The sequence below is a fragment of the Blastococcus sp. SYSU D00813 genome (genome assembly GCF_054050735.1).
This window is the reverse complement of sequence record NZ_JBJGZX010000030.1, coordinates 1-25,415: the sequence shown is the minus strand read 5'-3', so window position 1 is coordinate 25,415 and position 25,415 is coordinate 1. Positions and strand designations below refer to the sequence as shown.

Genomic DNA, 25,415 nt, shown 5'->3' with positions numbered 1-25,415 from the left:
CGGCGCCGCGGCTCAGGCGGCCAGCGGGCGCTCCCCGCGCAGCGCGGAGCGCCCCGCCTCCCACGCGCCGAGCAGCGACCGCGCGGTCAGGCCGTCCAGGGCCAGCGAGCAGGCGGCGCCGAAGAGGACGTCGGCGGTCAGCTCGGGCTCCGCGGCCACCAGCGAGCCGCACATGTCCACGGCGGCGATCTGCTCGTGCACCGCGTCGGCCTCCACGTGCTCGTCGTAGAACACCGTGGTGCGCGGCCCGAACCCGAGCCGGCGCAGGCCCGCGGAGTAGCGGCGGCTCGGCTCCGACGAGGTCATCTCGACCGCGGTCAGGTGGCCCAGCGCCGCGGCGCGCCAGCGCCGGTGCAGGCCGAACAGGGACATGGTGTTGACCGAGGTGAACGCCGCCGCGGGGGCGTCGTCCCACAGCGCGCCGTAGCCGTCGTCGAGCCCGAGGTCGCGCAGCAGCCCGGCGAACAGCTCGCTGTGCATGCGCGCCGGGGCGCCGCCGCCGTACTCGTCGGCCTGGATCTCGACCATGGCCGACTTCGTGCGCCCGCTCAGCCGCGGGACGGCGAAGGTGTGCGGGTCGCCCTCCTTGAGGTGGTACACCGACCGCAGGGTCAGGTACTCCCGCCACTCGGGCAGCGACCCCGAGCGGGCCAGGTACCGGGACAGCGAGGGGCCGTCGTCGGCGGCGATCAGGGCGGTCAGCTGCCGGTCGACCGGCTCGGCGGTGACCTCCAGCGGCCCGACCAGCTCCCGCAGGGCCGCCGTGTGCGCCCGCTCCAGGTGCGCCCGGAGGGCCAGCAGCGCCGGGTCCCACTCCCACGCGTCGTCGACCCCGTCGAAGCCGCGGTAGTGCAGCTCGTAGCAGACGGCCAGGGCGATCTGCAGGTCGTCGTCGAGCAGCGGATCGGTGGTGGTCGCCGCCGACTCGATCGCCACGCCGGTCGTCGAGGCCGACAGGGAACCGGTCGGCAGGTCGGCGAAGAGGGCGCGGCTGAGCGGACCCCGTGGCTCGGGAAGCTGCATGCGATCGGCCATGCCCATTCCTGTCGTGCTCGATGCGTTGACGTGAGGGAGATCGCCCGAGGGTAGGAGGCGGCCCATGTGTGCAGCTCCCGCGCCCGCCGCCCGCGTCGTCCTCGTCACCGGTGGCAGCGCCGGCATCGGCCGGGCCACGGTGGCCCGGCTGGCCGCCGGCGGCTGCCGCGTCGTCACCTGCGCCCGGGACGGCGACCGGCTGGCCGGGGCCGTCGCCGGCCTGCCCGGCGTCACGGGGGTCCCGGCCGACGTCGCCGACGCGGCCGACCGGGCGCGGCTGGTGGCCGCGGTGCTCGAGCGGCACGGCCGGCTCGACGCGGTGGTCCTGAACGCCGGGCTCGGCTGGGCCGGCCTGGTCGAGGACATGCCGGGGGAGGCGGTGGAGGCCGTGGTCGGGCTGAACCTGACCGGTGCCGTCGACCTGACCCGGATCGCGCTGCCGCACCTGCTCGCCGCGGCGGCGGGGGCCGGCCGGGCCGACGTCGTCGCCGTCTCCTCGGTCGCGGCCTGGTCGCAGGTTCCGCCGCTCACCGTCTACTCGGCGACGAAGGCCGGCCTGCTCGGCTTCGTCCGCGGGCTGCGCCGCGAGGTGACCTCCCGCGGCGTGCGGGTGCACTCGGTGCACCCCGGGCCGGTGGCCACCGAGTGGCTCGCCCGCGGCCACGGCGCCCCGCCGCGGTCGGACGCCGACGCACGCCCGCGGCTGTCCCGGGGGATCCGCAGCGAGCGGGTCGCCGGCGCGATCACCGACCTGCTCGAGGCCCCGCGGTCCCGGTCGGTCTCCGTGCCCCGGTGGGCGGGGCTGGCCCGGCTCGGCGAGCTGCCCCCGGTGGACCGGGCGCTGGACGCCGTCCTGTCCCGGCAGCACGACCGCATCCGCCGGGTCAGCGCCCGCGCGGTGCAGCGCCGCACCCGCTGAGGCGGCGCCCCCAGGCCCCTCCCAGCGGACCCCCAGCGGCTCCCAGCCGACCCCCACCGCCGCTCGCGACGCTCCTCCCGACCGGCCGCGGACGACCGCGGCCGCCGGATCGAGGAGGAGCGAGATGACCCGCACGCTGCACCGGCTGGGAGGTGCCGCCGCCCGGCACCCCTGGCGCGTCCTGGCCGCCTGGCTGGTGGTCGTCGCCGTCGCGCTGGGGCTGACCGCCACCGCCGGCGGCACCCCGCAGGACGACTGGGACGTGCCGGGGAGCGCCTCCCAGGCCGGCACCGACCTGCTGCGCGCCGAGTTCCCCGAGGCCGCCGGCGCCGTCGACCGGGTGGTCGTGCACGACCGCGACGGCGACCCGGTCGACCCCGGTGAGGTCGCCGACCTCGCCGGCCGGCTGGCCGACCTGCCGCACGTGCTGGCCGTCTCCCCGCCGCGGGTGTCCGATGACGGCGCCACGGTGCTGCTGGAGGTGCGCTACGACGTCCCGGTCACCGACCAGGCGATCTTCGGCGACACCGGGCCGCTGGAGGAGGCCGCGGCGCCGACCGTGGACGCCGGCCTGCAGGTCGCCTTCGGCGGCGAGGTGCCCGACAGCGCCGGCCTCGCCCCCGGTGGCGTCGGCGAGGCCCTCGGCGTGCTCGTGGCCCTGCTGCTGCTCGTGCTGACCTTCGGGTCGGTGGTCGCCGCCGGGCTCCCCGTGCTGGTGGCCCTGCTGGGGCTGGCCGTCGGGTCCTCGGCGGTGCTGCTGCTGGCGGCGGTGATCGACGTGAGCACCTCGGCGCCGACGGTCGCCACGATGGTCGCCCTCGGCGTCGGCATCGACTACGCCCTGCTGCTGGTCACCCGGCACGTGGAGGGGCTGCGGGCCGGCCTCGACGTCCCGGCCGCCGCGGCGCGGGCGACGGCCACCGCCGGCCGCTCGGTCGTCGTGGCCGGCGGCACCGTGCTCGTGTCGCTGCTCGGCCTGGGCCTGGTCGGGCTGCAGACCTACGCCACCTTCGGCATCGCCACCGCCCTCGGCGTGGTCGCCGTCATGGCCGCGGCCCTCACCCTGGTGCCGGCCGCCCTCGGCCTGGCGGGCGCCCGGGTCCTGCCCCGCCGCACGCGCCGCGGCCCCGCGCCCGCCGGCCCGGCCCGGACGCCGTTGGCCGCCCGCTGGGCCGGGCGGGTCGGCCGCCGGCCGCTGCCCTGGGCCCTGGGCGCCCTGCTGCTCCTGGTCACGCTGGCCGCGCCGGTCCTGGACCTGCGGCTGTGGCCGGCCGACGTCAGCGCCCAGCCCGCCGACTCGACGACGCGGCAGGCCGCGGACCTGACCACCGCGGCGTTCGGCCCCGGCGCCACGGGCCCGTTCCTGGTGGCGGTCGACACCGACGCCGTGCCGGTCGCCGACCTGCCCGCCCTGCGCGACGAGCTGGCCGCCACGCCCGGCGTCGCCCTCGCCGGCGAGCCGGTCGTCAGCCCCGGCGGCGGCGCGGCGCTGATCGTCGTCGAGCCGACGACGGCCCCGGCCGACCCGGCCACCACCGAGTTGCTGGCCACCCTGCGGGCCGACGTCCTGCCCGACGGCGCCTCGGTCACCGGCCAGACCGCCGTCCTCGCCGACATCACCGGCCTGCTCGACGAGCGGATCTGGCTGGTCATTGGCGTCGTCGTCGGGGTGTCGGTGCTGCTGCTGACGGTGGCGTTCCGGGCGCCGGTCGTCGCGCTCAAGGCCGCGGCGATGGACCTGCTGAGCATCGGCGCCGCCTACGGCGTGATGGTCGCGGTCTTCCAGTGGGGCTGGGGCCGGCAGCTGCTCGGCCTGGACCAGGACGTCCCGATCTCGAGCTGGGTGCCGATCCTGATGTTCGCCGTCGCCTTCGGCCTGTCCATGGACTACGAGGTCTTCCTCCTCGGCCGGGTCCGCGAGGAGTGGCTGCGCACCGGCGACGCCCACCGCAGCGTCGTAGCCGGGCTCGCCTCCACCGGCCGGCTCATCACCGCCGCCGCCGCCATCATGGTCGCCGTCTTCCTGGGCTTCGCCACCGAGGGCGACCTCATCCTCAAGCAGGTCGGCGCGGGGCTCGCCGTCGCCGTCCTCGTCGACGCCACCGTCGTCCGGCTGGTGCTGGTCCCCGCCTCCATGGCCCTGCTCGGGCGGTGGAACTGGTGGCTGCCCGCGTGGGCCGACCGCCGGCTGCCGCACCTGGAGCTGGAGGCGTCCGCCCCCCGGCCGCGGGACGCCGCCACCGCCGGCACCGACGCCGACGCCGGCACCGACGCCGGCACCGACGCCGGCGACGCCGACCTCGCCCTCACCCGCTGACCCCGCCCACGGACAGGAGAGACCGATGACCACCGAGAGACCGATGACCACCGCCCCCGCCGTCCCGCAGGTCCGCCTCCCCGGCCAGGAGGCCGCACCCGAGGGCCCCGTCGACCTGCTGATGATGTACGCCCTGCACCACGCCTTCCGGCGCACGCTGGCCGACGTCGCCGCCGCCGTGCCGGTCACCCCGGTCGCCGACGTCACCGCCTGGCGGGCCATGCACGACTACTGGACGCGCTCCGCCGAGGTGCTGCACCACCACCACACCGGCGAGGACACCGTCCTGTGGCCGCTGCTGCTGCGCCGCTGCGACGCGGCGGGGGACCGGGTCGGGCGGGCCACCCTGGAGGCGATGGCCGCCGAGCACGAGCAGATCGACCCCCTGCTCGCCGCCTGCGAGGCCGGCCTCGCCGCCATGGCCGCGGGCGGGACGGCGGACCGGCGCGGCGCCCTGGCCGTCCGGGCGATCGCGGCCCGGGACGCGCTGGCCCGGCACCTGGCGCACGAGGAGACCGAGGCCCTGGCGATCGTGCAGGCCACGATGACCGACGCCGAGTGGCAGGAGCTCGAGCGGACCGCCTTCCCGCCGCCGCGCACCCCGGCCGAGGTCGCCTTCAGCGTCCCCTGGGTCTGCCGGGGCCTGCCCGCCGACGTGCGGGACCGGGCCTTCGCCGCCCGAGGCCGGGTGCTCCGGGTGGCCTGGGTCCTCACCCGCCGGCGCTTCGACCGGCTGCACCGGCGGGCGTTCGGCGCCGCCGGCTGAGCGCGGGTCAGAAGCCGTGCCGCTCCCGCTGGTCGCGCAGCCACCGCGCGACCGGCGGGAGCTGCCACGTCCGGCACAGCTCCTCGGCGCGGTCGGCGTGGGCGCCGGCCGCGGTGCGGTCCCCGGCCGCGGCCGCGGCCAGGGCCAGGAACGCGTCGACCGGCCCGAGCGGGGCGCCGGAGCCGCCGCTGCACATCCGGCCGGCGTAGGGGAGCGCCCGGGCGTGCGCCGCGGCGCCCAGGACGGCGTCCCCGGTGCCGAGCGCCACCTCGCCGGCCGAGCACCACGTCAGCATCGCGAACCAGTCGTCGGCGGTCAGGTCGATCGGGGGCGCGCCGGCCAGCAGCGCGCGGGCCTGCTCGGCCATGCCGGAGCGGAGCAGGACCGCGGCCATCACCGCGGTCACCGGCAACGAGGCCCGCTCGAGGAAGCCGCCCACCAGCGGGAGCGCCTCGGCCAGCCGGTCCTGGAACAGCCGCACGGTGAGGACCGCCCCCGCGATGCCGTCGCCGGCCTGGGGGAGGGTGAGCCGCTCGAACCGCTCCACGGCTCGGGCCAGCACCACCTCCGCCTCCTCCGCGCGGCCGGACAGCGCCAGCAGCGGCGCCTCCATCGTGTCCAGCAGCGCGAGCAGGTAGACCAGCCGGAGCGGCTCGGCCAGGACGCGCGCCTCCCGGGCGACCTCGGCCCGCTCGGGCAGCCGGCCCAGCTCGAACAGCGCCACCGCGCGCATCGTCGCGGCGGTGGCCCGGGCGGCCGGCGTGCCCGCCCGCTCCTGCGCCTCCGTGGCCAGGGCGAGGCGGTGCTCGGCCGTCGCCGGCCGCCACACCGCCTGGTAGGCGCCCATCAGCACGGCGTGCAGCAGCTCCGGGTCGCCCAGCCGCCGCGCCATGGCCAGCGCCTCGTCGGTCAGGGCGTCGCGCTCCAGCGGAGCCGCGGCGTGGTACAGCTCGCTGGCCAGGGCGGTCATCGCCCGGCAGCGCAGCTCGCCGTCACCGGGCGGCAGCGCCTGCAGCACCCGGCGCAGGGCGGCGACGACCGGCTCGTGCACCGCCCCGTACTCGCGCGGCTGCCACAGCGCGCCCTGGCTGGGGCCGATCGCGGCGCGGGCGGTGCGCTCGACGTCGCCGGCGGCCTCGGCCACCGCGACCGCCTCGTCGGACGCCTCGCTCAGCCCGGTCCAGTCCGCCGTCAGCCGGTGGGCCGCGGCGAGCGCCAGCAGCGTGTCGTAGCGCTCGCGCCAGCCCGCGGCGGGGTCCTGCCGCTGCACCCGCAGCGCCTCCACCAGGAGGTCGCGGGCCTCCTCGTGGGCGTGCACGTCCATCGCCGCGCGCGCGGCGGCCACCGCCGCCGGCCACGCCCGGCCGGCCGCGGCGGGCCCGGCGGCCAGCCAGTGCCGCGCCGCCTCGGCGGTGGCCTGCGGGTCGGCGGGGTCGTCCTCGGCCGCCTCGGCGGCGCGGGCGTGCAGCCGCGCGCGCCGGGAGAGCGGCAGGGTGGCGTAGGCGGCGTCGCGCACGAGCGCGTGCGCGAACCGGAAGCGGTCGACGCCGTCCTCGGTCAGCAGGCCGGCGGCCAGCGCCGGGTCCAGCGCGTCGAGGACGGCGTCCTCGTCCGTGCCCAGCAGCGCGGCCAGCCGCGGCAGCCGCACCTCCCGGCCCAGGACCGCGGCGGCCCGGACGGCGGCCAGCGCGGGCTCCGGCAGGCCGGCCAGCCGGCGGCCGAGCACGTCGGAGACCCCGGCCGGCAGCTCGGCGCCGGTGACCGCGCCGCCCTCGCCGACCAGCCGGGCGTACTCGACCAGGAAGAAGGGGTTCCCGTCGGTGCGCCGGTGCAGCAGCTCCCCGGTCCCGCCGGCCGGCGCCGTCCCGGCGACCGCGGCGACGAGCCGGGCGGAGTCCTCGGCGGGCAGCCCGGCCAGCTCCAGCCGCAGCGCGTGCCGCCGGGCCAGGGCCTCGGCGACCTCGGCGAGGGGCCCGGTGGGCTCGGGGTGGGGCCGCCACGTGGCGACGAGGGCCAGCCGGCCGGTCTCGGCGGTGGCGACCAGGTGGCGGAGCACCCGCAGGGACGAGGCGTCGGCCCAGTGCAGGTCGTCCAGCACGACGAGCAGGGGCTGCCGAGCCGCCGCCGCCAGCAGCCGCCGGCAGATGGCGTCCCAGGTGCGGAAGCGCTCGGCCTGCGGGTCGGTCCCGGGCTCAGCGGCCGCCTCGGGAGCCGGGACGTCGGGCAGCCCCGCGAGGACGGCGGCCCACGGCCAGAGCGGGGGAGCGCCCTCGTCCTGCGAGCACCGGCCCACGAGCACCCGGGTGCCACCGGCGGCCGCGCGGGCGGCGAGCTCGGCGGCCAGCCGGGACTTCCCGATGCCCGGCTCGCCGATCAGCGACGCGAACGAGGGGCGTCCGGCGGCGGCGCCGGCGAGCACCTCCGTGAGCCGGGCCAGCTCGGCCTCGCGGCCGACCAGCTCCCACGGCGAGCCCGCCGGCGGAGCCGCCGGCGCCGGTGCCGGGTCCGGCAGGGCGGTCGGCGTCCAGCTGGTGGCCGGGTCCTGGCGCAGCACCGCCTCCTCCACCCGCCGCAGCACCGGGCCGGGGTCGATCCCGAGCTCGCCGGACAGTGCCGTGCGCACCTCGCGCAGCACGGCCAGCGCGTCGGCCTGGCGGCCGGCCCGCGCCAGGGCCACCGCGCGCAGCGCCCACAGCTGCTCGCGCAGCGGGTGCTCGGCGGTCAGCCGCTCCAGGTCGGCGGCCAGCGCGGCGTGGTCGCCGTCGGCCAGCCGGACGACGGCGCCGAGCTCCGCGGCGACCAGGCGCAGCTCCTCCAGCCGCGCGCGCTCGGCCACCGCGGCGGCGGCGTCGCCCAGCTCGGCGTACGGCGTGCCCCGCCACAGGGCCCGGGCCGCCGCCAGCTCGGCCGCCGCCCGGGCGGGGCCGTCCGCCGGGGGCGCGGCGAGCGGGTCGTGCGCCGCCGCGCCGAGCGCTCGCCGGGCGGCGTCCACGGCGCGCTCGTACCGGACCGCGTCGACCGCGTCGTCGGGCAGGTCGAGCGCGTAGCCCTGCGGGGTGGTGACGACGACGGCGTCGGGCTGCAGGGCGCGGCGCAGCCCGGCCACGTAGGTCTGCAGCGTGTTGTGCGCGCCCGGCGGAGGGGCCTCGCCCCACAGCAGCCCGGCCAGCGCGGAGCCGGTCGCGGAGCGGCGGGGCGACAGGACCAGTGCCGCCAGCAGCTCGCGGTGCCTGCGCACCCCCAGCGGCAGGTCCGCGCCGTCCCGCTCGGCCCGGACGTCCCCGAGCACGCCGACGAACACGGGCCGGGAGCATAGGGGCGCGGGGACGCCGGCAGGGCCCCCGCGGCGCCGGCCGCTCGCGGCCGGGGGAGGAGGACCCGTGCCGTTCGAGACGCCGACCGTGTCGGTGCGCAGCAGCGGAGCCGAGGAGTGGGAGCTGCTCGAGCCGCTGGCCTACCGGGGGAACCGGCAGCGGTTCGTCGTCCCCGCCGGCTTCCGCACCGACCTGGCCACCGTGCCGCGCGTCGTGGTCTGGCTGGTGCCGCGCTGGGGGCTGTACACGCGCGCCGCGGTCCTGCACGACTGGCTGTGCACCGAGGGCATCGCCACGCGCGCGGTGACCGCCCGGGACGCCGACGGGCTCTTCCGGCGCGTGCTCCGCGAGAGCGGCGTCCCGGTGGTGCGCCGCTGGCTCATGTGGTGCGGGGTCCGCTGGGGCGCGCTGGCCGACCCGCGGCGGCGCCGCGGCTGGGTGCTGAGCGCGCCCGGCGTCCTGGGGATCACGCTCCTCGCGACGCCCCTGGTCCTGCCGCCGGCCCTGCTGGTCGCGCCGGCCCTGCTCGTCTACGGCGCCGTCGAGCGGGTGGTCTCCGGCGGCAGCGGGTCCGGCCGCTGAGTGGTGGCCGCGGCGCGGGGCTCGCATGCTGACCCTGCACACGGCAGCGCTGCCGCCCGTGCGGCGGCGTCAGGACGCGGGAGGCGCGATGTCCACGACGGCGACGGCGGAGGTCACGGGCGGCCCGACCGGACGGCGGCGGCCGACGGTGCGCTCGGTGCTGGTGTGGGGCGCGGTCGCCGTGGTGGGCGCGCTGTGCTGGACGGTCCTGGCGGTCGCCCGGGGCGAGGAGGTCTCGGCGCTGTGGATCCTCTTCGCCGCGCTGTGCTCCTACGCGATCGCCTACCGCTTCTACGCGCGGTTCATCGCCCGCCGCGTGCTGCGGGTCGACGACTCGCGCGCCACCCCCGCCGAGCGCCACCCCGACGGGCTGGACTACGACGTCACCGACCGGCGGGTCCTCTTCGGCCACCACTTCGCGGCCATCGCCGGTGCCGGGCCGCTGGTCGGCCCGGTGCTCGCCGCCCAGATGGGCTACCTGCCGGGCACGATCTGGATCATCGTCGGCGTCATCTTCGCCGGGGCCGTGCAGGACATGACCGTCCTGTTCTTCTCCATGCGCCGCAACGGCAAGAGCCTCGGCCAGATGGTGCGCGAGGAGATCGGCCTGGTCGGCGGCATCGCCGCGCTGATCGCCGTCTTCGCCATCATGATCATCATCCTCGCGGTGCTGGCGCTCATCGTCGTGAACGCGCTGGCCGAGTCCCCGTGGGGCGTCTTCTCCATCGCGCTGACCATCCCGATCGCGCTCTTCATGGGCATCTACCTGCGGGTGCTGCGGCCGGGCCGGGTGCTCGAGGCCACCGGCATCGGCGTCGTCCTGCTGCTGGCCGCCGTCATCGGCGGCGGCTACATCGAGGACTCCGGCCTCGGCGACGCGCTCACGCTGTCCAAGGAGTGGCTGGTCGTCGCGCTCGTCGTCTACGGCTTCGTCGCCTCGGTGCTGCCGGTCTGGCTGCTGCTCACCCCGCGCGACTACCTGTCGACGTTCATGAAGGTCGGCGTCATCGTGCTGCTCGCCGTCGGCCTGCTGCTGGCCCGGCCGGTGCTGCAGGCCGACGCCGTCACCGACTTCGCCCGGGAGGGGACCGGCCCGGTCTTCGCCGGCTCGCTGTTCCCCTTCGTCTTCATCACGATCGCCTGCGGTGCCCTGTCGGGCTTCCACGCCCTCATCTCGTCGGGGACGACGCCGAAGATGCTGGCCAAGGAGAGCCACGTCCGGCTCATCGGCTACGGCGGCATGCTGATGGAGAGCTTCGTGGCCATCAGCGCGCTGATCGCCGCGGTCGTCATCGACCAGGGGCTCTACTTCGCCATGAACGCCCCGGCCGGCGCGACCGGCGGCACCGCGGAGTCGGCGGCCACCTTCGTCCAGGGCCTGGGTTTCGACACCTCGGCCGAGGACCTCGCCGGCGCGGCCGCCTCCGTCGAGGAACCGAACCTCGTCTCGCGGACCGGCGGTGCCCCGACGCTGGCCGTCGGCATCTCGAACATCCTCACCGACGCCTTCGGCGGCTCGCTGGCGGCGTTCTGGTACCACTTCGCGATCATGTTCGAGGCGCTGTTCATCCTCACCGCCGTCGACGCCGGCACGCGGGTGGGGCGGTTCATGCTGCAGGACACGATCGGCAACGTCTGGAAGCGCTTCGGCGACCTCACCTGGCGGCCGGGCAACGTGATCGCCAGCGCCGTGGTCGTCGCGCTGTGGGGCTCGATCCTCTACATCGGCGTCACCGACCCGCTCGGCGGCGTCAACCAGCTCTTCCCGCTGTTCGGCATCGCCAACCAGCTGCTGGCCGCGATCGCGCTGCTGCTGGTGACCGTCCTGCTGATCAAGCACGGCCGGGTCAGGTACGCCTGGGTCCCGGGGATCCCGCTGGTGTGGGACCTGGTGGTGACGATGACGGCGAGCTGGCAGAAGGTCTTCTCCGACGACCCGGCGGTCGGCTACTTCGCCCAGCGCGACCGCTACGCCACCGCGCGGGACGCCGGGGAGGTCCTCGCGCCCGCGCAGGACGCCGGCCAGATGGACCAGGTCGTCTTCAACTCGACGCTCAACGGGGTCCTGCAGGCGGTGTTCGCGCTGCTGGTGGTCGTCGTCGCGGTCCACGCCGTCGTCGTCATCGTGCGGGCGCTGCGGACGCGCGGCGAGCTGCCGACCACCGAGGAGCCGCCGGTGCCCTCGCACCTGGTGGAACCGTCCGGGTTGTTCGCGACCGCCGAGGAACGGCGCGCGATGGCCGAGCAGCGGGAGCTGGCCGGGAGCAGCCGGTGACAGCGGCGCTGTCGCGTGCCTGGCAGGGGGTGCGCTGGTACCTGCGGGAGTGGAGCGGCGAGGCCCGGTGGGACGCCTACCTGGCCCACTGCCGCGAGCACGGGCACGCGCCGATGACCCGGCGGCAGTTCGAGCGCCTGCGGGACGACGCCCGCGAGCGGGCGAGCGTGGACCGCTGCTGCTGAGCCCTTGTCGGGGGACGGCGGACGGCCCACCACGATGGTGGCGTGCGCTTCGGCACCGCCCTGGCCGCCGAACCCGGCGGGCCTGCGCCCCGCTGGGTCGAGGTACCACGGTCCGGCTCGCCGACCAGCCGGCGGACGAGCTCCCCCGCCAGGGCATCGGTGGCGTCCGTTGCCGCGGGGTGGGAGGACGTCGTCCGGCAGATGGCGCTGCGCGACCGGGCGTGGTGGCCGGCGTGGCCGCCCGCGGCCGTCGACCTCCTGCACCGCGCCGGCCGGGAGGTCCCCGTGCGGTCGTGACCGCGCCCCGCCCGCACCAGCGGCCCCACCGGCACCGCCCACGGTGCGGCGGGACGGGCGGCCTGCCGACTCCTCTTCCAGCGCCCCGCCGTCGAGGAGACCGCCATGCACCTGCCGCGTCCCCGCCCCCTGACCACGTCCCGGTGCGCCCGGTGAGCGCCGACCGCCGCCGACGCACCGAGCACCGGGCCGGCGCGTCGCTGGTCGCGAGCGCCGGCGCCGACCTCGGCTGCGGCGAGGAGCCCGAGGTCCGGGTGCTGCCCGACGGGCGGCTGTGGCTGGCCGACGTCGGTGCGGCGGTCACCGCCGCCGAGCTCTACCGCGCCGCCCGCGGCGTGCTGGCCGCGCAGCTCGACGCCATGGCCCAGGTGAGCGGCCAGTCGGTCGAGGAGGTCACCTTCGGCTGGCTGGTCGGCCTCCAGATGGACGACGTCCTGGCCGCCCTGGAGGACGGGTCGCCGGAGGCCGCCTGACCGCCGGCCGCCTGACGGTCAGCTCCGGACGCTCGGCTGGGGCGTCGTCGCCGGCACGAGCTCACCCGGTGGCAGCTCGGGCTCGTCCTCGCGGTGGGCCAGCCTGCTCGGCCACCACATCCACCGGCCGACGTCCAGGTTCAGCGCGGTGACCAGCACCGACCGCACGATGATCGTGTCCATCAGCACGCCGAGCGCCACCGCGATGCCCAGCTGCGTGAGGAACGTCAGCGGCAGCGTCCCGAGGACGGCGAACGTCGCGGCCAGCACCAGCCCGGCCGAGGTGATCACCCCGCCGGTGGCCGACAGGCCGATGAGCGCGGCCCGCCGTGTGCCGTGGTCGAACGCCTCCTCCCGGACCCGGGTCATGAGGAAGATGTTGTAGTCGATCCCGAGCGCGACCAGGAACACGAAGACGAACAGCGGGAACGAGCTGTCGGTCGTGGTCACGCCGAGCGTCCAGTCGAAGATCAGCGCGCTCAGCCCCAGCGCCGCGCCGTAGGACAGCACGACGGTCGCGATGAGGATCAGCGGCGCGACCAGGGCCCGCAGCAGGATGCCGAGCACCACGAGCACGACCAGCATGATCAGCGGGATCACCACGATGTTGTCCCGCTGCGAGGCGTTCTGGACGTCGAGGTTGAGGGCGGTGTTGCCGCCGACCAGCGCCCCGCCGTCGCCCACGTCGTCCAGCGACTCGCGCAGGTCCTCGATCGTGCCGGCGGCGGCCTCGCTGTCGAACTCGTCGGCGAGGGTCGCCTCGACCAGCGCGGCGTCGCCCTGGACCTGCGGTTCGGCGACCTCGGCGATGCCGTCCTCCGCCGCCACGGCCTCGGCGACCGCGTCGGCGTCGTCCGCGGTGGTGATCACGTAGACCGGGTTGCCGGCGACGGACGGGAAGTGCCGCGAGGCGACCTCCTGGCCGACGATCGACTCCGGCTCGCCGCGGAAGCCCTCGGCCTGGGAGAGGCCGTCGGGGTGCAGGTTGAGCAGGCCGGCGCAGGCGGCGAGCAGCAGCACGCTGGTCGCCACCCAGGTGGCGCGCGGCCGCGGCCTGATCCAGCGACCGACGCGGGCCCACAGGCCGGTGGCACTCGGCTCGGCGCTGCCGAGGGTCGGCCGAACCGGCCAGAACACCCAGCGCCCGCAGATCACCAGCAGCGCCGGGAGCAGGGTCATGAGGACCAGGAGGGTGACGCCGACGCCGACGGCGGCGACCGGACCGAGCCCCGCGGTGGAGTTCATCTCCGCCGCGACCAGGCACAGCATGCCGAGGATGACGGTGCCGCCGCTGGCCAGGACCGCGGGCCCGGCCCGGTGCACGGCCTCGGTCATCGCCTCGTGCCGGTCGGCGTGCAGCCGCAGCTCCTCGCGGTAGCGGGCCACGAGCAGCAGCGCGTAGTCGGTGCCGGCGCCCACCACCAGGACGGTGAGGATGCTGGCGCTCTGCGCGTTGACCGTGAGGTCGGCGTACCGGGCGAGCAGGTAGATGACCGCCTGCGAGACGAACAGCGCGATGACGGCCGAGAAGATCGGCAGGACCCACAGCACGGGGCTGCGGTAGGTGAACAGCAGGATGACGATGACGACGCCGAGCGCGGCGAACAGCAGCGCCCCGTCGATGCCCTCGAAGGCCTCGGAGGAGTCGGCCGCGTTGCCCGCCGGACCGGTCACGTAGGCGTCGAGCCCGTCGGGGCCGTCGGAGACCTGCGCCCGGATGTCGTCGACGAGCGGGGCGATGGCCTCCCAGCCGTCGGGCCCCACGTTGAGCGGGACGATGAGCTGCAGCGCCTCGCCGTCCTCGGACGGGATCGGGCCGGTGACCTCGCCGTCGAGCGCGTCGAGCTCGGCGAAGGACGCGGCGTCCTCCTCGACGGCCGCGGCGTCGTCGTCGGTCAGCCCGCCGGACCGCTCGTAGACGACGACGGCCGGGATGAGGTCGGGGTCCGAGCCGAGCTCGGCCTGGGCGTTCAGCGCCTTGGTGGACTCCGCCTCACCGGGCAGCCACGCCGCGATGTCGTTCTCCTGCTCGTCGGTCAGGCCCCCGGCCAGGGGCCCCGAGACCGCGGCGAGCACCAGCCAGCCGACGAGGATCACCCACTTGAGCCGGGGGTGGCTGACGCGGGACGCGAACGACCTGCCCATGGGAACGCCCTCCGACGGCGCCGCCCCGCCCCGGCGCACGAACAGTGCGCGGGCACGCTAGCGAGCCCCGGTGCGCCCTGTCACCGGCTTTACGACCCCCTCCTGCGCCCGTTCGGGTTCCGGTCCCGCAGCGCCTCACGGACCGCCGGTCCCGGTCCGGCCGGGGCCCAGGTCAGCGCGCCGGCGGCGGTGGGGGAGGGGGCGGCGGCAGCGTCGGCAGGGCCGGCGATGTCAGCTCGCGGTAGGCGTCGGTGTGCGCCCGCAGGGCCGAGACGGCGTCGGCGACGTCGGCCGGCAGCCGGCCGGCCGGCGGCTGGACCCGCTCGGCCTGGCGTACCGCGTCGGAGACGTCGGCGACCATGTCGAGGTACCCGGAGGCCTCCGCCAGCACGTCGGCGCACCCGCGCGGGGAGGGGGACAGGGTCTCCTGCCGCAGGCACTGCTCGAGGCGTGCACCCTCGGCGTCGATCGCGGGCAGCAGCGACGGGATGTCGCCCAGGTGCGCGCCGGCGGCCTGGGCGACCTGCACCTGCCGGCGCAGCTCGCCGCGCGCCCGGAGCAGGCGGCCCTGCAGTGCCGCGGCGGAGCGGCGCTCGCCCGGAGGCAGGCGCCGGGCCGCGACCGCGGTCGCGCCGGCCAGGCCGAGCTCGCGGCCCCGCGCGGTGAGCTCCCGGCCGCGGGCGACCAGGGCGCTGCGCCGCACCCGGCGGACGACGAACCACCCGGCGACCAGCGCGACGAGGAGCAGCACCACGAGGACGCCGCCGAGCACCGCGATCAGCGTCGGGTCCAGCGTGGTGATCCACGACAGGTCGTCGTCGTCCATCGGGCTCCTCGTCTCGCGCGGCGGGCCTGCTGCCGGGCACCCGATGCTAGGCCGTGGAGCTGGGAGGTCCCTGGGAGCCGGCTGCTCCGTGCGATGCTCGCCGCCGTGCCCGAGCCGTTCGCCGACGTGCTCAGGGGCGGGCACCGCAACTCCCTGGGACGAACCGGGGAGGTGGTCGGCATCGTGCTGGCCGACCGGGCACGTCTCGAGGAGCTGTTCGCGGCGGTGGCCGACCCGGACGAGGTCGTCCGGATGCGGGTCGGCGATGCGCTCGAGAAGGTCTGCCGCGAGCAGCCGGGCTGGTTCCGGACACACGTCGACCGCCTGCTCGGCGACCTCGGTCAGCTCGACCAGCCGTCGGTCCGGTGGCACGTCGCGCAGATGCTGCACCGCCTCCGCCGCGACCTGTCCGTCGACGAGGCGCAGCGGGCCACCCGGTTGCTCCAGCAGAACCTGACCACGTCGACCGACTGGATCGTGCTGAACGTGACCATGGACGTCCTGACGGACTGGGCGCGCGAGGACCCGCCGCTGAGGAGCTGGCTCGTGCGCGAACTCGGACGCCTACGCCAGGACGGACGGAAGTCGGTCGCCGGACGAGCCGGGAAGCGCCTGGCTGAGCTCGCGCCCTGAGGCCTCCGGTCCACCTGCCGCACGGCAGCGCCGAGACCACGCTCGACACGTGCGGCCATCCGTGGCCGGACGGCGACGAGTCCGCACGCGCAGCCGTGGGTGCGGTTCCGGCTGCTCGTGCGGACTCGTTGCGGACCGCGGCCGCTGACCAGCGATGGATCCGCTGGTCAGCGGCTTGCGAGACTCAGATGTCGTAGTACATCGCGAACTCGTGCGGGTGCGGGCGGAGCCGGATGGGGTCGATCTCGTTGGCCCGCTTGTAGTCGATCCAGGTCTCGATCAGGTCGGGGGTGAAGACACCGCCGTCGATCAGGTACTCGTGGTCGACCTCGAGCCGGTCGAGGACGGCGTCCAGGCTGGCCGGCACCTTCTCGATGCCCAGGGCCTCCTCGGGCGGGAGCTCGTAGAGGTCCTTGTCGACCGGGGCCGGCGGCTCGATCTTGTTCTTGATGCCGTCGAGGCCGGCCATGAGCATCGCCGAGAAGGCGAGGTAGGGGTTGGCCGACGGGTCGGGCACGCGGAACTCGATGCGCTTGGCCTTCGGGTTGTCGCCCGAGATCGGGATGCGGCAGCAGGCCGACCGGTTCCGGGCCGAGTACACGAGGTTGATCGGGGCCTCGTAGCCGGGGACCAGGCGGTGGTAGCTGTTGACCGTCGGGTTGGTGAAGGCCAGCAGCGAGGGGGCGTGGGCGAGCAGGCCGCCGATGTAGTGGCGGGCGGTGTCGGACAGGCCCGCGTAACCGGTCTCGGCGTGGAAGAGCGGCTCGCCGTCCTTCCAGAGGCTCTGGTGGCAGTGCATGCCCGAGCCGTTGTCACCGAACAGCGGCTTGGGCATGAAGGTCGCCGTCTTGCCGTGCGCCCAGGCGGTGTTCTTGATGACGTACTTGAACAGCATCAGGCTGTCGGCCGAGGCCAGCAGCGTGTCGAACTTGTAGTTGATCTCGGCCTGGCCGCCGGTGCCGACCTCGTGGTGGCCCCGCTCGAGCTCCAGCCCGACGCCGATGAGGTTCTTCATCATGTCGGCGCGCAGGTCGCTCTGCTGGTCGTAGGGCTCGACCGGGAAGTAGCCGCCCTTGGGCCGGGCCTTGTAGCCGCGGTTGGCGCCGACGCCGTTCTCGCCGGTGAGGGAGCCGGTGTTCCAGGAGCCCTCGACCGAGTCGATGTGGTAGTAGCCCTCGTTGATCCCGGTGTCGTAGCGGATCGAGTCGAAGACGTAGAACTCGGCCTCGGGGCCGAAGTACGCGGTGTCGGCGATGCCGCTGCTGGCCAGGTACGCCTCGGCCTTCTTCGCCACGTTCCGCGGGTCGCGGCTGTAGGCCTCCCGCGTGATCGGGTCGTGGATGAAGAAGTTGACGTTCAGCGTCTTGTGCCGGCGGAACGGGTCGAGGTAGGCGCTGTTGGCGTCGGGCAGCAGCAGCATGTCCGACTCGTTGATCGCCTGGAAGCCGCGGATCGACGAGCCGTCGAAGCCCAGGCCCTCGGTGAACGTGTCCTCGCCGAACGTCGACGCCGGGATGGTGAAGTGCTGCATGACGCCGGGCAGGTCGCAGAAGCGCACGTCGACGAACTCGACGTCGTTGTCGCGGATGTAGGCGGCGACCTCGTCGGGACTGGTGAACATCGATCCTCCGGGAGTGGGCGAACAGCCGACGGCGAACCTACGGACGGGGAGTTGCCCCGGAGTGTCTCCGGTGTTTCGGACCGGTAACACCGGCCCCGGCGTGTCGCGCCGCGACCCGTCCTCCTCGCCCGGCAGGCCCCCGTCGTGCGGGGTCCTACGCTTGCGGCATGGTCAGGGATGCCCAGCCACCCTCTCAGGAGCGCCGCCGCGGCGCCTCGCTGGGGCTGCCCCCCGAGGGCCCCGGCTCGCTGGCGCCCTTCGGCGCCCGGGTCCGGGCCTACCTCGTCGACGCCGTCGTCGCCGGCCTGGCCACGATGCTGGTGGCGGGCCCGGGGCGGGGCTTCTGGACGCTGCTGACGTTCGCGGTGCTCACCGTCGTCTCGCTTGTCCTGTTCGGCCAGACGCCCGGCATGCGGCTGGTCGGCCTGCGGCTGGCGCACCCGCGGGAGGGGGCGCAGCTGGCCTGGTGGCGCGCCGTCGTCCGCACCGCGCTGCTGTGCCTGCTCGTCCCCGCCCTCGTGGTGGACGCCGACGGCCGCGGCCTGCACGACCGGCTGACCGAGACCGCCGTCGTCCTGGACCGCTGAGCCGCAGGACGCGGAGAGCCCCGCACCTCGAGGGTGCGGGGCTCTCGTCGTCGTGGGTCAGCGGCGGCGGAGCTGCCGCTGGCTGACCGACATCTGCCGGCCGCCGGGCATCGGGCCGCCGGGCACCGGCATCTTCGGGCCGCCCAGGGCGCTCATCCGCCGGGCCAGCGCGTTGACCTCCGCGGCGCTGAGGTTGCGCGGCAGCTTCATCACGTGGGTGTTCAGCTTCTTGAGCGGCACCTGGCCCTCGTCGTCGCCGACGGTGATGTCGTAGATCGGGGTGTCGCCGACGACGCGGGCGAGCTTCTTCTTCTCCTGCGCCAGGAGCGGCCGCACGCGGGCCGGCGACCCCTCGGCCACCAGGACGACGCCCGGCCGGCCCAGCACCCGGTGGACGGCGTCCAGCTGCGTGGTGCCGGCGACGCCTGAGGTGACCCGCCAGTCACCGCGCATCCCCTCGAGCACCCAGGCCGCGGCCCCGGGCTGGCCCTCCACCTGCCGGTAGGCCGAGCCCTGCGCCCGCCGGCCGAACACGATGAGCGCGGCCAGCAGCCCCAGCAGGATCGCGAACGGCAGCAGGAAGAACGGGATGCCCAGCAGGATGCCGATCAGCTCGACCACGCCGGCCACCACCACGAAGGCGATGAGCATGACCCAGGGGAGCTTCGGGTCGTTCTTGTAGGTGAGCGAGTACGCCTGCTTCATCATGCGGGCGTTGTTGCGGAGCTTGGCCAGCCGCTGCTTCTTCGGCTGCCCGTCCTTGCCCAGCTTGGGAGCCTTCGCCGGCTTGCCGGTCCCGGCCGCCGTGCCCGCGGCGCTCGCGCCCCGACCGCGGCCGCTGGAGCCGGGTGCCCGCCCGGCCTTGCCGGAGGGCGCGGGGGAGTCCGTGGGCTTGCTGCGTGCCATGTCCCCAGGATAGGGCCGAGCCCCCCGCCGTCCGGACGACGACGCCCGGGGTCACCCCTGGCGGGTCAGTCCCCGGGCCTCGACCGCCTGCTGGTACAGCCGGCCGGCGCGGTAGGAGCTGCGCACGAGCGGCCCGGCGAGGACGCCGGGGAAGCCGATCCGCTCGGCCTCGGCCTGGAAGCCGACGAACTCGTCGGGCTTCACCCAGCGGACGACGGGGTGGTGCCGCGGCGACGGGCGCAGGTACTGGGTGATCGTCAGCAGGTCGCAGCCGGCGTCGTGCAGCGCCTGCATCGTCTCGACGACCTCGTGCGGCTCCTCGCCCATGCCCAGGATGAGGTTGGACTTGGTGACCAGGCCGGCCTCGCGGGCGGCGGTGATCACGGCCAGCGAGCGCTCGAAGCGGAAGCCGGGCCGGATCCGCTTGAAGATCCGCGGCACCGTCTCGACGTTGTGCGCGAGCACCTCGGGCCCGGAGGAGAAGACCTCGGCCAGCTGCCCGGCGTCGGCGTTGAAGTCGGGGATGAGCAGCTCGACGCCGCAGCCGGGCACGGCGGCGTGGATCTGGCGCACCGTCTCGGCGTAGAGCCAGGCACCGCCGTCGGCCAGGTCGTCGCGGGCGACGCCGGTGACGGTGGCGTAGCGCAGCTGCATCGAGGCGACGCTCTCGGCGACCCGGCGCGGCTCGTCGGCGTCGAAGGCGGCGGGCTTGCCCGTGTCGATCTGGCAGAAGTCGCAGCGCCGGGTGCACTGGTCACCGCCGATGAGGAACGTGGCCTCCCGGTCCTCCCAGCACTCGTAGATGTTGGGGCAGCCGGCCTCCTCGCACACCGTGTGCAGGCCCTCGCGGCGCACCAGCGACTTCAGCTCGGTGTACTCGGGGCCGGTCCTCAGGCGCGTCTTGATCCACTCGGGCTTGCGCTCGATCGGCACCTGGCTGTTGCGGACCTCGAGGCGCAGCAGCTTGCGGCCGGCGGGCTCGAGGGCGGATCCGGAGGACGTGGGGGCCGCCGTCTCGCTCATGACCTGCACGGTACGCCCGCACGACGACACCGCCCCCGCTGCCGGGGAGGCAGCGGGGGCGGTGTGGGCGAGGTCTCGGAGACCTCCGTGCGGGTCGCTCAGGCCATGCCCGACCCGGACGGCCCGGCCGTGGGGCCGGGCTCGTCGCTGCCACCGCTGCTGAACGGCTCGGGGCTGTTCTTCGGGTCGACCGGGTCGGTCGGGCCGTCGGAGTCGACCATCTGCGCGTCGCGGATGCCCATGTCGGACTCGGCCGGGGCGGAGTCGCCCGCCTCCCACGTGGCGCTGGAGACGGTCTTGCCGGACTCGTTGTTGCTCGGGGCGCTGGGCACGGGGTCCTCTCGGTAGCTGGGGACCGGCCCGTCACCGGTGGGGGCGGGGGTCCAGTCGTTGCGCTCGTTGCGGCGCCGGAGCACCGCGAACGCCACGGCACCGACCGCGGCGAACACCGCGAGCCAGGGCCACCGCCGCGACTCGCGCTCCAGAGCCGTACCCCGCCCGGCCCTCGCCGACGCCTTCGCCGAGGCCTTGACCGCCTTGGCCTTCGCCTTCTGCTTCGCGGCCTTGCGCTTGGCCCTGCCGCCGGCCTTCGCGGTCGCCCCGACGAGCTCGTCGCGGCGGGCCTCCAGCTCGCCGAGCGCGGTCTCGACGCCGGCGACCAGCGTCCCGCGGGCGTTCTCGAACGCCGGCCCCACGGCCTCGCGCGCCGCCACGACCTTCGGCAGCACCTCGGTGGCCAGGGCCTTCTGCGCCGCCTTCTGCGCGGCCTCCACCCGGGGGCCGAGGTCGGCGGCGGCCTTGCTGGCCGCGGCGGTGGTGGCGGCGACGGCGCCGGTCAGCGCCGGGACGGCGGCCTCGCGGGCGGCGTGCACCCGGGGGCTGAGCGCCTCGACGGCGGCGGCGAGGCCGGCGTCCACCGCCTCGCGCGCGGCCTCCAGGCGCGGCCCGGCGGCGTCGATGGCGGCCTCGACCCGCGGTGCGAGGGCCTTCTGCGCCGTCTCGACGCGGGGGCCGATGGCCTCGCGGGCCGAGGCGACGGCGGGCGCGGCGACCGCCACGGCGGCGGCGACCTTGGGGGCGACGGCGAGCTGGGCCGCGCCCAGGGCGGGCCCGGCGGCGTCGCGGGCGGCCGCGATGCGGGGGGCCAGCTCGTCCGCGGCCGCACGACCGGCCTCGGTCATCGCCGTCCCGATGTGGCTGAAGCCCTCCTGGAGCTCGGCAGCGATGACCTGACCTCGGGTCTTCTTGCGGAACACGGGATGTACCTCCACGTTGATCGTCTCGGCCGCCATCCTGCCCGGTCCGTCCGGCGAGCACACCCCGAGCGGATCCGGCCGGGCGGCGGGGAGCTCGCGGCGCTAGCGTCGTCGGCCGTGCAGCTCCGGATCTTCACCGAGCCCCAGCAGGGCGCGACGTACGACGACCTCCTCGCCGTGGCCAAGCGCACCGAGGAGACCGGTTTCGACGCGTTCTTCCGCTCCGACCACTACCTCGCGATGTCCGGCGACGGCCTGCCCGGCCCCACCGACGCCTGGCTGACGCTGGCCGGGCTGGCCCGCGAGACCAGCCGGATCCGCCTCGGCACGCTCATGTCGGCGGCGACCTTCCGGCTGCCCGGCCCGCTGGCCATCTCCGTGGCGCAGGTCGACCAGATGAGCGGTGGGCGGGTCGAGTTCGGCATCGGCGCGGGCTGGTTCGAGGCGGAGCACGACGCCTACGGCATCCCCTTCCCGGACACCGGCGAGCGCTTCGACCGGTACGAGGAGCAGCTCGCCGTCGTCACCGGGCTGTGGTCGACGCCGCCGGGGAAGACCTTCGACTTCGCCGGGCAGCACTACCGGCTGACCGGGTCGCCGGCGCTGCCCAAGCCGGTGCAGGCCGGCGGCATCCCGGTGCTGATCGGCGGCAAGGGCGCCAGGCGCACCCCGCGGCTGGCGGCCCGGTACGCCGCCGAGTTCAACGTGCCGTTCTCGTCCGCGGAGGAGAACGCCCGGCTGTTCGCCGGTGTCCGGGAGGCGTGCGAGGAGACCGGCCGCGACCCGTCGTCGCTCACCTACAGCTCGGCGCTGGTGCTGTGCGTCGGCCGGGACGAGGCCGAGGTCGCCCGCCGGGCCGCGGCGATCGGCTGGGACGTGGCCGACGTGCGCACCCACGGGGTCGCCGGCACGCCCGCCGAGGCCGTCGACGTCCTCGGCCGCTTCGCCGAGGCCGGCGCCACCCGCGTGTACCTGCAGGTGCTCGACCTCGCCGACCTCGACCACCTGGACCTGGTCGCGGCGGAGGTCGCGCCGCAGCTGGCCTGACCGCCGTGCGGGCGCCGCTCCACCGGGGAACTCCCGCGGGGCGGCGCCCGCGCGGCGGTAGAGTGAGAACGTGACCGGGCGGTCCCTCCTTCCCCGGCCGCGCTGACCCCCACCTGCGAGGACGGCGCGGCGACCCCTCCTGTGCGAGGGGTCTTTCCATGTGCAGACCAGGACGCCCCCGAGCGCGCGCGACCCCACGAGACCGGAGCACCGACGATGAGCCAGACGGCCAGCAGCCACACCGGCGCTGCCAGCACCGAGACGACCGGCGACGGCGTGCCGCCGCACCGGTACACCCCGGCCCTGGCACAGCGGATCGAGCTCGCCTGGCAGGACCGGTGGGAGGCCGAGGGCACGTTCCACACGCCCAACCCGACCGGCCGGCTGTCCGAGGGCTTCGAGCGGGTCGCCGACCGGCCCAAGTACTTCGTGATGGACATGTTCCCGTACCCCTCGGGCGCGGGCCTGCACGTGGGTCACCCGCTGGGCTACCTGGGCACCGACGTCACCAGCCGGTTCCGCCGGATGGACGGCGGCAACGTGCTGCACCCGATGGGCTACGACGCCTTCGGCCTGCCCGCCGAGCAGTACGCCGTGCAGACCGGGCAGCACCCCCGGGTCACCACCGAGCAGAACATCGCCGCGATCCGCGCCCAGCTGCGCCGGCTGGGCGTCGACCACGACGACCGCCGCAGCTTCGCCACCATCGACCCGGGCTACTACAAGTGGACCCAGTGGATCTTCCTGCAGATCTTCGGGTCCTGGTTCGACCCCGAGGCCGGGAAGGCGCGGCCGATCGAGGAGCTGGTCGCCGAGCTGGACGCCGGCGCCCGCGAGCCCGCGCCGGGCACCAACCCCACGGGCCGGCCCTGGGCCGAGCTGGACGACGCCGGCAAGCGCCGCGTCGTCGACGCGCACCGGCTGGCCTACCTGCACGAGGCCCCGGTCAACTGGTGCCCGGGCCTGGGCACGGTGCTGTCCAACGAGGAGGTCACGCCCGACGGGCGCTCCGAGCGGGGCAACTTCCCGGTGTTCCGGCGTCCGCTCACCCAGTGGATGATGCGGATCACCGCCTACGCCGAGCGGCTGCTGGCCGACCTGGACCGGCTGGACTGGTCGGACTCGCTGAAGCAGATGCAGCGCAACTGGATCGGCCGCTCGACCGGCGCCCGGATCCGGTTCGCCGCCGGTCCGGAGACCGTCGAGGTCTTCACCACCCGGCCCGACACCCTGTTCGGCGCGACCTACATGGTGCTGGCGCCGGAGCACCCGCTGGTCGAGGCGCTGACCGCCGACGCGTGGCCCGACGGCACCGACCCGCGCTGGACCGGCGGCGCGGCGACCCCGCGCGAGGCGGTGCGCGAGTACCAGCGGCAGGCCTCCCGGCGCAGCGAGCTGGACCGGCAGAACGAGGCGCGGGAGAAGACCGGCGTCTGGCTGGGCGTCACCGCCGTCAACCCGGTCAACGGCCGCGAGCTGCCGGTGTTCATCGCCGACTACGTGCTGACCGGCTACGGCACCGGCGCGATCATGGCCGTGCCCGCCGAGGACACGCGCGACTGGGACTTCGCCCAGGCCTTCGGCCTGCCGCACGTGCGCACCGTCCAGCCGCCGGCCGACTGGGACGGCGGCGCGTGGACCGGCGCCGGCGAGATGGTCAACTCGTCGAACGACGAGGTCTCCCTGGACGGCCTGGACAAGGCCACCGCGATCGAGCGGATCACCGAGTGGCTGGTCGCGAAGGGCCACGGCGAGGCGACCACCACCTACAAGCTGCGCGACTGGCTGTTCAGCCGGCAGCGCTACTGGGGCGAGCCCTTCCCGATCGTCTACGACACCGACGGGTTGCCGCGGGCGGTGCCCACCGAGCTGCTGCCGGTGCTGCTGCCCGAGGTCGACGACTACTCGCCCAAGACGTTCGCCGACGACGACGCCGACTCCGCCCCCGAGCCGCCGCTGTCGCGCGCCACGGAGTGGACGACGGTGGAGCTGGACCTGGGCGACGGTCCCAAGCCCTACCGCCGCGAGACCAACACGATGCCCAACTGGGCCGGCTCGTGCTGGTACTACCTGCGCTACCTGGACCCGGGCGACGACACCCGGATGGTCGACCCGGAGCTCGAGCGCTACTGGATGGGCCCGCGCGAGCCCGGCGACGTCGGCGGCGTGGACCTGTACGTCGGCGGCGTGGAGCACGCCGTGCTGCACCTGCTGTACGCCCGCTTCTGGCACAAGGTGCTGTTCGACCTGGGCCACGTGTCCAGCGAGGAGCCGTTCCGCCGGCTGGTCAACCAGGGCTACATCTCCGCCTACGCCTACACCGACGAGCGGGGCTTCTACGTGCCGGCCGCCGACGTGGTCGAGTCCGACGGCCGGTTCCTGTACGAGGGCAAGCCGGTCAACCGCGAGTACGGCAAGATCGGCAAGAGCCTGAAGAACATGGTCACGCCGGACGAGATGATCGGCGCGTACGGCGCGGACACCTTCCGGGTCTACGAGATGTCGACCGGTCCGCTGGAGCAGTCCCGCCCGTGGGAGACCAAGGCCGTCGTCGGCTCGCAGCGGCTGCTGCAGCGGATCTGGCGCGTGGTCGTCGACGAGGAGACCGGCGCGGTGCGCGCGGCCGACGGCGTCGAGCCCGCCGAGGAGACCCTGCGGGCGCTGCACAAGGCGATCGCCGGCGTCCGCGACGGCATGGACACCCTGCGGTTCAACATCGCCATCGCCCGGATCACCGAGCTGACCAACGCGCTGACCCAGACCTACGGCGCGGACTCGCCGGTGCCGCGGTCGGTGGCCGAGCCGCTGGTGCTGATGGTGGCGCCGCTGGCCCCGCACATCGCCGAGGAGCTGTGGTCGCGGCTGGGCCACGAGGAGTCGCTGGCCTGGGCGCCGTTCCCGGAGGCCGACGAGCGGTGGCTGGTCGAGGACACCGTCCAGGTCGCCGTCCAGGTCAACGGCAAGGTCCGGTCGCAGGTGAGCGTCCCGGCCGACGCCGACGCCGCCGCGCTGGAGGCGGCCGCCCGCGCGGACGAGCGGGTCGCCGCGCAGCTGGCCGGCAGGACCGTGCGCCGCGTGGTCGCCGTCCCGGGCCGGCTGGTCAACTTCGTCGTCGGCTGAGCGGTGTGGGGGGGGGGGGGGGGGGGGCGGGGGCGCGGGGGCCCCCCCCCCCCCCCCCCCCCCCCCCCCCCCCCCCCGCCGACGACCC

General features: G+C 75.7%; 20 protein-coding genes. 12 read left to right on the top strand and 8 right to left on the bottom strand.

Going from position 1 to position 25,415, the window contains the following annotated elements; all coding sequences use genetic code 11:
- Positions 1 to 12 precede the first annotated feature (12 nt).
- Entirely contained in the window at positions 13 to 1,035 is a 1,023-nt protein-coding gene (locus ACI8AX_RS17875; RefSeq protein WP_456551193.1) for an iron-containing redox enzyme family protein, read from the bottom strand.
- Between the two features lie 64 nt (positions 1,036 to 1,099).
- Here ACI8AX_RS17875 and ACI8AX_RS17870 point away from each other — a divergent pair, with 64 nt between their 5' ends.
- From ACI8AX_RS17870 to ACI8AX_RS17860, 3 genes are all read left to right on the top strand, one after another.
- Complete coding sequence (locus ACI8AX_RS17870) at positions 1,100 to 1,954, top strand: SDR family NAD(P)-dependent oxidoreductase (protein ID WP_456551192.1); 855 nt, start codon at positions 1,100 to 1,102, stop codon at positions 1,952 to 1,954.
- A 124-nt stretch (positions 1,955 to 2,078) separates the two neighbouring features.
- Positions 2,079 to 4,271 carry an MMPL family transporter gene (locus ACI8AX_RS17865; RefSeq protein WP_456551191.1) on the top strand — a complete coding sequence of 731 codons (2,193 nt, stop codon included), beginning with the start codon at positions 2,079 to 2,081 and terminating at the stop codon, positions 4,269 to 4,271.
- Positions 4,272 to 4,296: 25 nt separating this feature from the next.
- Positions 4,297 to 5,037 (top strand): hemerythrin domain-containing protein, encoded by a 741-nt coding sequence (locus ACI8AX_RS17860; RefSeq protein WP_456551190.1) that lies wholly within the window; start codon positions 4,297 to 4,299, stop codon positions 5,035 to 5,037.
- Positions 5,038 to 5,044: 7 nt separating this feature from the next.
- On the opposite strand, the gene ACI8AX_RS17855 is transcribed toward ACI8AX_RS17860, so the two are convergent.
- Positions 5,045 to 8,338, bottom strand: a complete 3,294-nt coding sequence (locus tag ACI8AX_RS17855; RefSeq protein ID WP_456551189.1) for a BTAD domain-containing putative transcriptional regulator — start codon at positions 8,336 to 8,338, stop codon at positions 5,045 to 5,047.
- A 79-nt stretch (positions 8,339 to 8,417) separates the two neighbouring features.
- Here ACI8AX_RS17855 and ACI8AX_RS17850 point away from each other — a divergent pair, with 79 nt between their 5' ends.
- The 5 genes from ACI8AX_RS17850 to ACI8AX_RS17830 all read left to right on the top strand — a co-directional run bounded on the left by ACI8AX_RS17850 (position 8,418) and on the right by ACI8AX_RS17830 (position 12,163).
- A complete protein-coding gene (locus ACI8AX_RS17850) occupies positions 8,418 to 8,933 on the top strand; it encodes a DUF1353 domain-containing protein (protein WP_456551188.1) in 516 nt (171 codons plus the stop codon).
- Positions 8,934 to 9,021: 88 nt separating this feature from the next.
- Positions 9,022 to 11,208: a carbon starvation CstA family protein gene (locus ACI8AX_RS17845; protein WP_456551187.1), complete on the top strand. Its 2,187-nt coding sequence runs from the start codon at positions 9,022 to 9,024 to the stop codon at positions 11,206 to 11,208.
- The gene (locus tag ACI8AX_RS17840; RefSeq protein ID WP_456551186.1) at positions 11,205 to 11,393 is read left to right on the top strand and encodes a YbdD/YjiX family protein; all 189 of its coding nucleotides are present in this window, start codon (positions 11,205 to 11,207) and stop codon (positions 11,391 to 11,393) included. Before ACI8AX_RS17845 ends, ACI8AX_RS17840 begins: the two co-directional genes overlap by 4 nt.
- Positions 11,394 to 11,552: 159 nt before the next feature.
- Positions 11,553 to 11,690, top strand: coding sequence for a hypothetical protein (locus ACI8AX_RS17835; protein ID WP_456551185.1), 138 nt, complete (start codon positions 11,553 to 11,555; stop codon positions 11,688 to 11,690).
- A gap of 152 nt (positions 11,691 to 11,842) precedes the next feature.
- Positions 11,843 to 12,163, top strand: coding sequence for a hypothetical protein (locus ACI8AX_RS17830; protein WP_456551184.1), 321 nt, complete (start codon positions 11,843 to 11,845; stop codon positions 12,161 to 12,163).
- Between the two features lie 18 nt (positions 12,164 to 12,181).
- Here ACI8AX_RS17830 and ACI8AX_RS17825 read toward each other — a convergent pair whose 3' ends face one another.
- A complete protein-coding gene (locus ACI8AX_RS17825; protein ID WP_456551183.1) occupies positions 12,182 to 14,308 on the bottom strand; it encodes an MMPL family transporter in 2,127 nt (708 codons plus the stop codon).
- Positions 14,309 to 14,480: 172 nt separating this feature from the next.
- Positions 14,481 to 15,134, bottom strand: coding sequence for a hypothetical protein (locus tag ACI8AX_RS17820; RefSeq protein WP_456551182.1), 654 nt, complete (start codon positions 15,132 to 15,134; stop codon positions 14,481 to 14,483).
- 105 nt (positions 15,135 to 15,239) lie between these two features.
- Here ACI8AX_RS17820 and ACI8AX_RS17815 point away from each other — a divergent pair, with 105 nt between their 5' ends.
- On the top strand, positions 15,240 to 15,767 hold the full coding sequence (locus tag ACI8AX_RS17815; RefSeq protein WP_456551181.1) for a hypothetical protein: 528 nt from the start codon (positions 15,240 to 15,242) through the stop codon (positions 15,765 to 15,767).
- Between the two features lie 184 nt (positions 15,768 to 15,951).
- Here ACI8AX_RS17815 and glnA read toward each other — a convergent pair whose 3' ends face one another.
- The gene (glnA, locus tag ACI8AX_RS17810) at positions 15,952 to 17,388 is read right to left on the bottom strand and encodes a type I glutamate--ammonia ligase (protein WP_456551180.1); all 1,437 of its coding nucleotides are present in this window, start codon (positions 17,386 to 17,388) and stop codon (positions 15,952 to 15,954) included.
- A gap of 167 nt (positions 17,389 to 17,555) precedes the next feature.
- Between glnA and ACI8AX_RS17805 the strand changes: the two genes are divergently transcribed.
- Entirely contained in the window at positions 17,556 to 17,975 is a 420-nt protein-coding gene (locus ACI8AX_RS17805) for an RDD family protein (protein ID WP_456551179.1), read from the top strand.
- Positions 17,976 to 18,032: 57 nt separating this feature from the next.
- Here the strand turns inward: ACI8AX_RS17805 and ACI8AX_RS17800 are convergent, their stop codons facing one another.
- From ACI8AX_RS17800 to ACI8AX_RS17790, 3 genes are all read right to left on the bottom strand, one after another.
- Positions 18,033 to 18,881 carry a DUF4191 domain-containing protein gene (locus ACI8AX_RS17800; RefSeq protein WP_456551178.1) on the bottom strand — a complete coding sequence of 283 codons (849 nt, stop codon included), beginning with the start codon at positions 18,879 to 18,881 and terminating at the stop codon, positions 18,033 to 18,035.
- A 51-nt stretch (positions 18,882 to 18,932) separates the two neighbouring features.
- Positions 18,933 to 19,904: a lipoyl synthase gene (gene lipA / locus ACI8AX_RS17795; protein ID WP_456551177.1), complete on the bottom strand. Its 972-nt coding sequence runs from the start codon at positions 19,902 to 19,904 to the stop codon at positions 18,933 to 18,935.
- Between the two features lie 98 nt (positions 19,905 to 20,002).
- Positions 20,003 to 21,196 carry a hypothetical protein gene (locus tag ACI8AX_RS17790; protein ID WP_456551176.1) on the bottom strand — a complete coding sequence of 398 codons (1,194 nt, stop codon included), beginning with the start codon at positions 21,194 to 21,196 and terminating at the stop codon, positions 20,003 to 20,005.
- Between the two features lie 81 nt (positions 21,197 to 21,277).
- Between ACI8AX_RS17790 and ACI8AX_RS17785 the strand changes: the two genes are divergently transcribed.
- A complete protein-coding gene (locus tag ACI8AX_RS17785; protein ID WP_456551175.1) occupies positions 21,278 to 22,207 on the top strand; it encodes an LLM class F420-dependent oxidoreductase in 930 nt (309 codons plus the stop codon).
- Between the two features lie 216 nt (positions 22,208 to 22,423).
- Positions 22,424 to 25,327: a leucine--tRNA ligase gene (gene leuS / locus ACI8AX_RS17780; RefSeq protein WP_456551174.1), complete on the top strand. Its 2,904-nt coding sequence runs from the start codon at positions 22,424 to 22,426 to the stop codon at positions 25,325 to 25,327.
- Positions 25,328 to 25,415: the final 88 nt, after the last annotated feature.

Coding starts and splice junctions, on each gene's coding strand:
- ACI8AX_RS17875 (WP_456551193.1), bottom strand. CDS start 1,035: ATGGCCGATCGCATGCAGCTTCCCGAGCCACGGGGTCCGCTCAGCCGC.
- ACI8AX_RS17870 (WP_456551192.1), top strand. CDS start 1,100: ATGTGTGCAGCTCCCGCGCCCGCCGCCCGCGTCGTCCTCGTCACCGGT.
- ACI8AX_RS17865 (WP_456551191.1), top strand. CDS start 2,079: ATGACCCGCACGCTGCACCGGCTGGGAGGTGCCGCCGCCCGGCACCCC.
- ACI8AX_RS17860 (WP_456551190.1), top strand. CDS start 4,297: ATGACCACCGAGAGACCGATGACCACCGCCCCCGCCGTCCCGCAGGTC.
- ACI8AX_RS17845 (WP_456551187.1), top strand. CDS start 9,022: ATGTCCACGACGGCGACGGCGGAGGTCACGGGCGGCCCGACCGGACGG.
- ACI8AX_RS17825 (WP_456551183.1), bottom strand. CDS start 14,308: ATGGGCAGGTCGTTCGCGTCCCGCGTCAGCCACCCCCGGCTCAAGTGG.
- ACI8AX_RS17820 (WP_456551182.1), bottom strand. CDS start 15,134: ATGGACGACGACGACCTGTCGTGGATCACCACGCTGGACCCGACGCTG.
- glnA (WP_456551180.1), bottom strand. CDS start 17,388: ATGTTCACCAGTCCCGACGAGGTCGCCGCCTACATCCGCGACAACGAC.
- ACI8AX_RS17805 (WP_456551179.1), top strand. CDS start 17,556: ATGGTCAGGGATGCCCAGCCACCCTCTCAGGAGCGCCGCCGCGGCGCC.
- ACI8AX_RS17800 (WP_456551178.1), bottom strand. CDS start 18,881: ATGGCACGCAGCAAGCCCACGGACTCCCCCGCGCCCTCCGGCAAGGCC.
- lipA (WP_456551177.1), bottom strand. CDS start 19,904: ATGAGCGAGACGGCGGCCCCCACGTCCTCCGGATCCGCCCTCGAGCCC.
- ACI8AX_RS17790 (WP_456551176.1), bottom strand. CDS start 21,196: ATGGCGGCCGAGACGATCAACGTGGAGGTACATCCCGTGTTCCGCAAG.
- leuS (WP_456551174.1), top strand. CDS start 22,424: ATGAGCCAGACGGCCAGCAGCCACACCGGCGCTGCCAGCACCGAGACG.